Annotated in this window: 4 protein-coding genes; 3 read left to right on the plus strand and 1 reads right to left on the minus strand. The window is 49.3% G+C overall.

The annotated features are described in order from the left end of the window. Positions 1-25 precede the first annotated feature (25 nt). From nuoN to AC3DKE_RS10710, 3 genes are all read left to right on the plus strand, one after another. Complete coding sequence (nuoN, locus tag AC3DKE_RS10700; protein WP_487990669.1) at positions 26-1486, plus strand: NADH-quinone oxidoreductase subunit NuoN; 1461 nt, start codon at positions 26-28, stop codon at positions 1484-1486. A 181-nt stretch (positions 1487-1667) separates the two neighbouring features. Beyond that, positions 1668-3065, plus strand: coding sequence for an OmpP1/FadL family transporter (locus AC3DKE_RS10705; RefSeq protein WP_487990670.1), 1398 nt, complete (start codon positions 1668-1670; stop codon positions 3063-3065). Between the two features lie 8 nt (positions 3066-3073). Beyond that, positions 3074-6796: an Ig-like domain-containing domain gene (locus tag AC3DKE_RS10710; protein WP_487990671.1), complete on the plus strand. Its 3723-nt coding sequence runs from the start codon at positions 3074-3076 to the stop codon at positions 6794-6796. Between the two features lie 87 nt (positions 6797-6883). On the opposite strand, the gene AC3DKE_RS10715 is transcribed toward AC3DKE_RS10710, so the two are convergent. Further along, entirely contained in the window at positions 6884-7951 is a 1068-nt protein-coding gene (locus AC3DKE_RS10715) for an NAD-dependent epimerase/dehydratase family protein (RefSeq protein ID WP_487990672.1), read from the minus strand. Between the last annotated feature and the right edge of the window lie 34 nt (positions 7952-7985).

Here is a 7985-nt window from a genome sequence, read left to right on the forward strand (position 1 = left end):
TGCCCACTGCAGGTTGGTAAACGCCATGACGATTTCTGTTGCACAACTCATTGCGTTACTGCCTATCCTGATCACCGGTGCTACAGCGGTGCTGGTGATGCTGTCGATTGCTATCAAGCGCCAGCATGACGTTAACGCCACCATCACGGTGATAGGCCTTAATGCCGCACTAGTTTCGGTCTACTTCGCATGGCAAGGCGGCCCGCAACAAGTCACGCCATTGCTAATGATCGATGCCCATGCTTGTCTTTATATGGCTATTGCGCTGTTTGCTACGCTTGCCTGCGCAACGCTAATGCATGCGTACATCGAAGGCTATGACGACAATAAAGAAGAGATGTACCTACTGCTGACTCTGTCGGTGCTAGGTGCCTTGGTGCTGATTAGTGCTCGCCACTTAACGGCGTTGTTTATTGGTCTTGAACTCTTGTCAGTGCCGGTTTATGGCCTCGTTGCTTACACCTTCCGCAATAAGAAAACGCTGGAAGCTGGTATCAAGTACATGATTTTGTCAGCAGCCGCGACCGCATTCATGCTCTTTGGCATGGCGCTGCTCTATGCCGACGCAGGCTCAATGCTGCTCGCAGATATTGGTGGCGATTTGGCCAAAGCAGGCATGCTCAGTCCGTACGCCTATGCCGGCATCGCATTAATTTTAGCGGCCTTGTCGTTTAAATTATCGTTGGCACCGTTCCACTTATGGACACCGGATGTCTATCAAGGCGCACCAGCACCAGTTGCTGCTTATTTGGCCACCGTTAGCAAAGTCGCTGTTTTCGCCGTGTTATTGCGCTTACTGATCGAAGCTCCAGCCGCACATAGCAGCTTATGGAGCATGATCTTTGCCGTCATCGCTTTTGCTTCGATGATCATCGGTAACCTATTGGCGCTAAACCAAAGCAATATCAAACGCCTGCTTGGTTACTCATCTATCGCGCAACTCGGCTATTTGATGGTTGTCGTGGTCGCCGGCGGCCAGCTCGCGCTTGAAGCATCAGCCGTCTACTTAATGGCCTATGTTGTCACCACTATCGGCGCATTTGGCGTCGTCACGCTGACATCTAGCCCATACAGGCAGCAAGATGCCGATGAGCTCTTCGACTATCGCGGCTTATTCTGGCGCCATCCATATTTGACCGCTGTGCTGACCGTGATGATGCTATCGCTGGCAGGCATTCCGCTCACAGCTGGCTTCATTGGTAAGTTTTATGTAGCCGCGCTAGGCATCGATGCCGGCTTATGGTGGCTAGTCGGTGCACTGGTCGTCGGCAGTGCCATCGGCCTGTACTACTATTTACGTGTGATCATCACTCTTTTCATGCCTGCCCCTGGCTCGCGGCGCATGGTCGCTGCCAGCAACTGGGGCTTCCGCGTTGGCGGTATGATGGTGCTATTGATGGCAGGCCTAGTGTTCCTAATTGGCATGTATCCTCAGCCCATCATTGAGTTAGCAGCTCAAACACAGGTGGCGATGGTTGCCCGCTAAGACTAAGAGTAGTGAAAAAGGCGCATTTAGCGCCTTTTTTATGTCTTAATGTAGTGCGAATACCCCGATTCGGTAACAAATTGATAACACGTCGGTGCTGGCTTAATATGTGCCAACTTCGCTAGAGTGTCGGCCTACGACTCTTTAGTCATAAATAAAAAATATAACAAGGAAGCCTTCCATGACTTCGCCTGCCTCTCGTATTGCTCTAGCTCTTTTCGCCGCGCTACCCATCTCAGCAATGGCTTCAATGGGTACAGTTGCCACTAACTTCGGCTTAACGCCAACCGACACTGCCACCGCTCAAGCACTGTCGATGTTTAGCAACCAGCCATCAGCGGTGTATTACAATCCTGCGTATTTGGCTCGCGACCGCAAGGGTGCAATGACAGCCGGCTTTGTCTTTACAGAGCAAGAGCTCACCGCAAAGGGTTGGGGGCAGCCTGATAAAATCATTTTAGATGGCGATGTCATTGAAAATGATTCGAATTACAACGTCATGTTGGGCTTCAAAACTGACTTAAGTACTATGCTCAAAGGTGACCGAGCAATGGTTTTAGGCTTTATGTTAGGTGCTGAGCGCAGCGGTTATAATTTGTTGTCATTTAATTCCAGCTCACAAGCCTTACCTCAGTCACTACGTTATGGTCAGCAATCTTTATTTCTTAGCGTGGGTGCTGGCTTAAATGTTATTCCGGGTATTGATGTGGGTGCGGCTAGCCGTATTACGCTTGCTGCAGATGCTCAGCTAGGGACACAAGCCAATCTTGCAGGCACAACTAATCAAGAGTCTGTGACTGTCAGTGCCAAGCCCTCAATTCAGCCAATTTTAAGTGCCAATATAAATTGGGGGCAGTTAGTTTGCCCAGAAGATAAATACTGCGTGCTGAACGGCTTGGAGACAGCAGTAGGCTATCGCTATGAGTCATTTTTTAAAACCACGGTAGATGCTAAGGCCCTTGCAACCAACGCAGTTGCCTTGCCTCTGCTGCTTAGCACGATTGATAGCTATCAGCCCGAAACCTTTTCTGCCGGCATTCAATACAACTTTTATAAAATTCGCTTAGCTGCATCTGGTGAGTACCAGCTTTGGTCTGGCCTTAACGATGCATTAAGACAAGATACCGTTAAAGACCAAGCTAACTTAAAGTTTAAGGACATTTTCATTCCGCGCGCAGGCTTTGAGTTGCGCATGAATGATGTATTTAGCTTCACTGGCGGCGTTAGCTATGAGCAATCCCCACTAGATAGCACATCATCTTTAGATGTGAACTACGTTGATAACGATCGGTTGGTCTTTGGTCTTGGTTTTTCGTACTTGATCGAGCAGGCTCTGTTTTTATCGCAGCCTGTGCGGTTTGATTTCGGCTATCAATATCACGTGATCAAAGATCGCGATTTCTTGCTAGCTACAACACAAGACGTAGGTAATCAAATGGGTAGCGGTGGTAGCGGTGGTAGCGGTGCCTGCCCAACAAATCAAACCCCTGGAAAGAACCCCCAAGATGTGCTCTGCGAGGGTGTCACTTCGGGCGGCAATGTGCACGTCTTGAACGCCTCCATCAATCTGACGTTCTGAGGTCTAAGATGAAGCTTCGCGCATTAGGTTCAGTTTTTCTTTCCGTCGCATTAGCTGCTTGTAGTGGCGGTGGCGGTCAAGAGGTGCGATCAAACCTGCAAGACCTATTTGAGCCGGGCGCTAAAATCTCGGCGCAACAGCGCAGCATGATTTATGCCTACCCTGCGCCTGGGCAAACGGAGGTGATTCCCGCGACCCCAATAGCTTTGCGCTTCTCTCACCCAATAGCAGCGATAGAGTTCGATACGTTAGCTAAGTTAACGGCGGCTTTTACGCTCTGCGAAGAGGCCTTCGTGAGCACGCAAGGTCAGTGCGAAGCTGCTGGAGTGGTGCCACTTACAGCTGCATTTACACGGGCTGAGGTGTTTCCGAGAACAAATCCCGCCACTTTGCAGGTAGATCGCCACGGTGTCATTTTGAGCCCGCAGACTGTCCTCAAAGAGCGCACGCAATATCGTTTAATCAGCAATGGACTGATGCTAGATACCGGTGATCTTGATACAGCAGGCAACCCAACGCCTGGCGCTGCTAATTTGCGTAACGTGGCGGTTCAGGCCGCAGATGTCGGTCAGCCACTGATATTTACAACGCGAGCAGCGCTTGAAGGGCCAGTAAATGCTCGTAGTACCAGTACTACGAAATTTGATGTCGAGCATATTACACCGAACCCAGAAAGCTTTTTACTAGGCAATGAGGGTTTAGGTTTATTTAATTTCTCCACTATTCGCCTGCAATTGACACAGCCAGTAAATACCAAAACGCTGGTGTATGGCACTGGCAGTACTGCTAGCATTAAACTGACCGATGCTGCTGGTAACCTAGTAAAGGCGACTGTTCTCGTTGATGGCAATAAGATATCTATAGATCCTGATGCCGATCTAGATGCAACTCAGACATATACATTAAGCATTAATAACAAGCTGAAAAGCCTGAAAAATATACCTTTTAGTAGTGATTCTCGCTTTGCAGCATATCAGTTCCAACCCACTGAGGCGGCGAATGGTGAAAGTGCCAGAAGCATGGTTGAGTCAAGTGGGATTTCAGCTCTACTAGGTACGCCTGTTAACAAGGTGCCTGTAGCCTCGCCGCTTTTAGGGCAGGGCGATCGTGCACCACAACCTCAAGCAGAAGGAACTTTAATTGCTAATTTGGGCACGCCGGCAAATGTCAAAAATATTCAAAGTGCTGTCGCACCATTACGAGTAAAAAGAAATAGTCAGCTAACAGCAGCTAGCTTAGTTGTTAAGCTCGATGGTGTGGTGCCGGCAAACTTAGAGACTGACACGCTAACGATTAAAATGATTAGCGATGCAAATGGCTTGCTATTGCCCAATCGTTATAGTTTATCGCCCCTATCTCCGAGCCTAGTAACCCTAGAAATGGACGTTGCCGTTTCGGCAAAAAATGACACATCGAATGGTGCTTTTACCCAAAATGTTATGCATGTTCCAGTATCTGGTATAGCAAGGTTTAATGGCCTTGAGAATAAAATCTTAATAGATGCGATTGGTACGATTGAGTTAAAAATCTTAGGCACAGACAATGCGGTGGGTATATTAGCGCTGCAATTATCTATAGACCTAGATGACTCTCCCAACATTACCCCGCCTATAGAGACAGCCCCTGTCGTGCAGTCCTGGGTGCCAGGGGATACAGCGCGCCTCCGTGACGAGCTAATTATTAATCGTGTTGCGATGGCTTCGCCTTCAAGCACAGTTGATACCTTGGCAAGTACTACCGGTAGCGTATTAGGCTCTCAGCTAATGCGGCCCGGCGATCCGATCATTGTGAATTTTGATCAAATCATGGATGTTGAGTCGTTCCGTACCAGTGGTTTGAATACGCCAATTACCCTCACCTCCAATGGTCAGGCTGTGCCATTTAGTTGGCGCTTGGATGGCGTATCGCTGGTGATTACACCAGAAACAGCGTTTAGCTATGGCAAAGCTTATAGCCTTAAGCTTAGCAGTCCTATTAAAAGCTTGGGTGGCGAGTCGCTTGCCCAAAGAACGTTGACATTCACCATGCCAAGCTTAGCTGCGGGTGATGCGACACCAAATCCAGATGGCGGGCCAGATACACGGCGCCCACCTGTTGTTCTTGGTGTTTACCCTGGCTACCCCTGCAGTGTGATGTCGGGCAGTCGTAACGTTGCTAATAATATCCAAGGCAAGTGCTCTGGTGGTAAAACGACAGACGAAGAAATTCCTCTACCTTTCATTGATACGCGTCGTGCTATCACTGTAACGCTTTCGCAAACTGTGCAGCGCACGGGTGCTAAAGCGGTCAAGTTAGGCACTGTGTGTAATGATCCGAGTGCGAGCTTCCGTGTTGAGCGAGTGAGCGCCGCAGGCGTTTGTTTGGAGCCGGTTGCGGGCACACTAGGTGGCACGGTTCGTGAGTTAGTCTTTACGCCAGATGATCCTTGGAAGAAAGGTGAGATTTATCGCTATATCTTGGGCTCTAGTGGCTTGGCATCTGCCACCTGTAGTGCTAACAGCATTTGCGGCACAAATAATTTGCCGCTACAAACTCAGCTCATCGCACAGTCATTTGCTGAGGTTAGTAATCCGCAGCATGGCGGTCCGCCCATGGAGATTTTCTTCAAAGTGTCGACCGAAGCTTCGAAAGGGTCGGTCGTAAACCTGCGCCTACTACCGAATGCCGATGTAGATGCCAACTTTCGCTTTGAGCCAGCTCGAGGAGAAATTATGCCTTCATGTGCCCAGGGTACAGCTCAGGGCATTCCTAGCACGGGTAAGTATTCTTGTGATACCCCAAATGGAGCGCTGCTTTTACCCGATGTGTCGCGTGCTGGCGGCTCATTTAGCGGTGCGGCTACACGCTTTGCGATAGGATGTACAGAGGGTGTTGACGGCGGTATTTGTGAGGAAAAGCAATTCTTACACGTCAGCTCAGCTTTGTCCGCTAGCTTAGAGGGCTTCAGCAGGACTGATGGTCAGCCGATTACTAAAGCTGACTTTGCAACACTATGCTCAGGGACAAATACAGGAGCAATTGATGTATTTGTAAGCCCGGGGTTGGTTGTGACCAACGGCGTGGATGTTTTCGCGGAGCTCGGGTTATCTCTAGCAGCTTCGCCAGTCACGAATGTAGTGAATGATTTGATTAATTTGATTCCGGTTCTTGGCCCAATCTTAACGGGCGCCATTAATCAGGGAGCAGACTTATTAAATCAAATCGTGCCTATTGTTGTTGAGCAGCCACTATTCACTGGCCCTTTAGTATTCCGCATGCGTCATTTAGAGCCAACCTATACTAATGGTGTGCTCAGCGGTACTAAGTTCGCTAATCGAATCCCGGGCAAGTTAAAAGGCAACTGTGAAAATGGTGTACCTAAGAACCCCAGCCTTTCTACCGTGATTAGTCTTTATACAGATATCCCTGACCTTGATGCTCGAGCAGATGTTGGGCTTCTGAAAACCTTGGCAGATTTAGGAATTCCTGTTCTCAGTGACGTTGCAGGTCTGGTTGGCATTCCGATTATTCCCGACACGCAAAGTAATACGGATATTACGAACTTGAGTGTTAGTGGTTCGGTTGAGTTTTTACCCGATGGTCGCTTAACCGCTCGATTAGTGAATGATACGCCGGTTCGTTTAAGAGTTGGATTATCAGCCTTAGGTGGAATAGTTGGAGGCGAGTTATTTGTTAAAGTGCCAGAAAAGCGCTTCGTGTTGAACTCTGCTTTAGCGCCATTGAAAAACTAGAGCTATGGCATCAAAAAAGGGCGCCTAGGCGCCCTTTTTTATGTACTCTGTCGGCCGAAATAAAAGCTACTGAGCCATCAAGTAAGTTTATGCCCGCCTTTTCACCTGACCATCATCGAGCACCTGCTGGAAGTGTTCAATAAAGGTTTGTTCGACCGGTAAATACTCCACGCCCAGCGCGATGCTGCGTTGATTATCAAACGCTAAAGGGTGGCCAACGTTCTTGCTGATGAAGGTGCGTGTAACAGGCCCCATCATTGGTCCAAATGTCCACACTAACGCTTTTGGCACCACAGATTTTGGGAAGGGATAAGCTTTGCCAAAATGAGCGCGCAAGATTTTGGCAATCTCGATCATGGAAATGGTTTTGGACACGAGTAAGTGGCGGCCTTCGGCATCCGGTTTAAACGAAGCCAAAATATGTGCTTTTGCGACATCACGGACATCGACAACGCCATATTTCAAGTCAGGCACGCCGGAGCGCAGACGGCCATCGCCCATGGAAATGAGGGTGTCGATGCTGGCCGATTGGCTGCCAGTGGTTAGCGAGGGGCCGTAAACCATGCCTGGGTTGATGGTGACTAAGTCCCAGCGATTTTGTACAGCTTGCATATCCCAAGCTTCACGCTCAGCAGCAACTTTTGAGTATTGGTAGGGGTTGTGGTCAACGCTGCTCGTAGTGTTCCATTGTGCTTCAGTGAGCACGCCGCCTTCGACTTGGCGCACGTCGATATTGTCACCAAAGACTGAGGCTACGCTGCTGGTAAGTACGACGCGTTGAACGCTCGGTGTGCGATTAACCGCGTCGAGCACATTGCGTGTGCCCTCTACTGCGGGACGAACCAAGGCTTCATGCGCATCGGTAAAGCCTTCTAAGATAAATGGCGATGCAGTGTGAATGACTACCGCGCAGCCAGCCATGGCGGCATCGAAGCTTCCAATGTCGAGTAGGTCGGCTTTAAAAAGCTTAAGAGTACCTGACTCGCGGGCGGCAATGGCTTCTAAGTGCGCAACACTTTTAGCTTTGCTGGGGTCGCGCACGGTAGCGTGCACTGTATGGCCTGCGGCTAATAGGTATTGAATAATCCAACTAGCGATATAGCCAGAGCCGCCAGTGACACAGACTGGGCTATTGGTAGGAATGACCTTGTTCATGCGCGTAACCTTTTTTATTTTAGGCGCGTACAGT

Source organism: Paraperlucidibaca sp. (assembly GCF_982810325.1).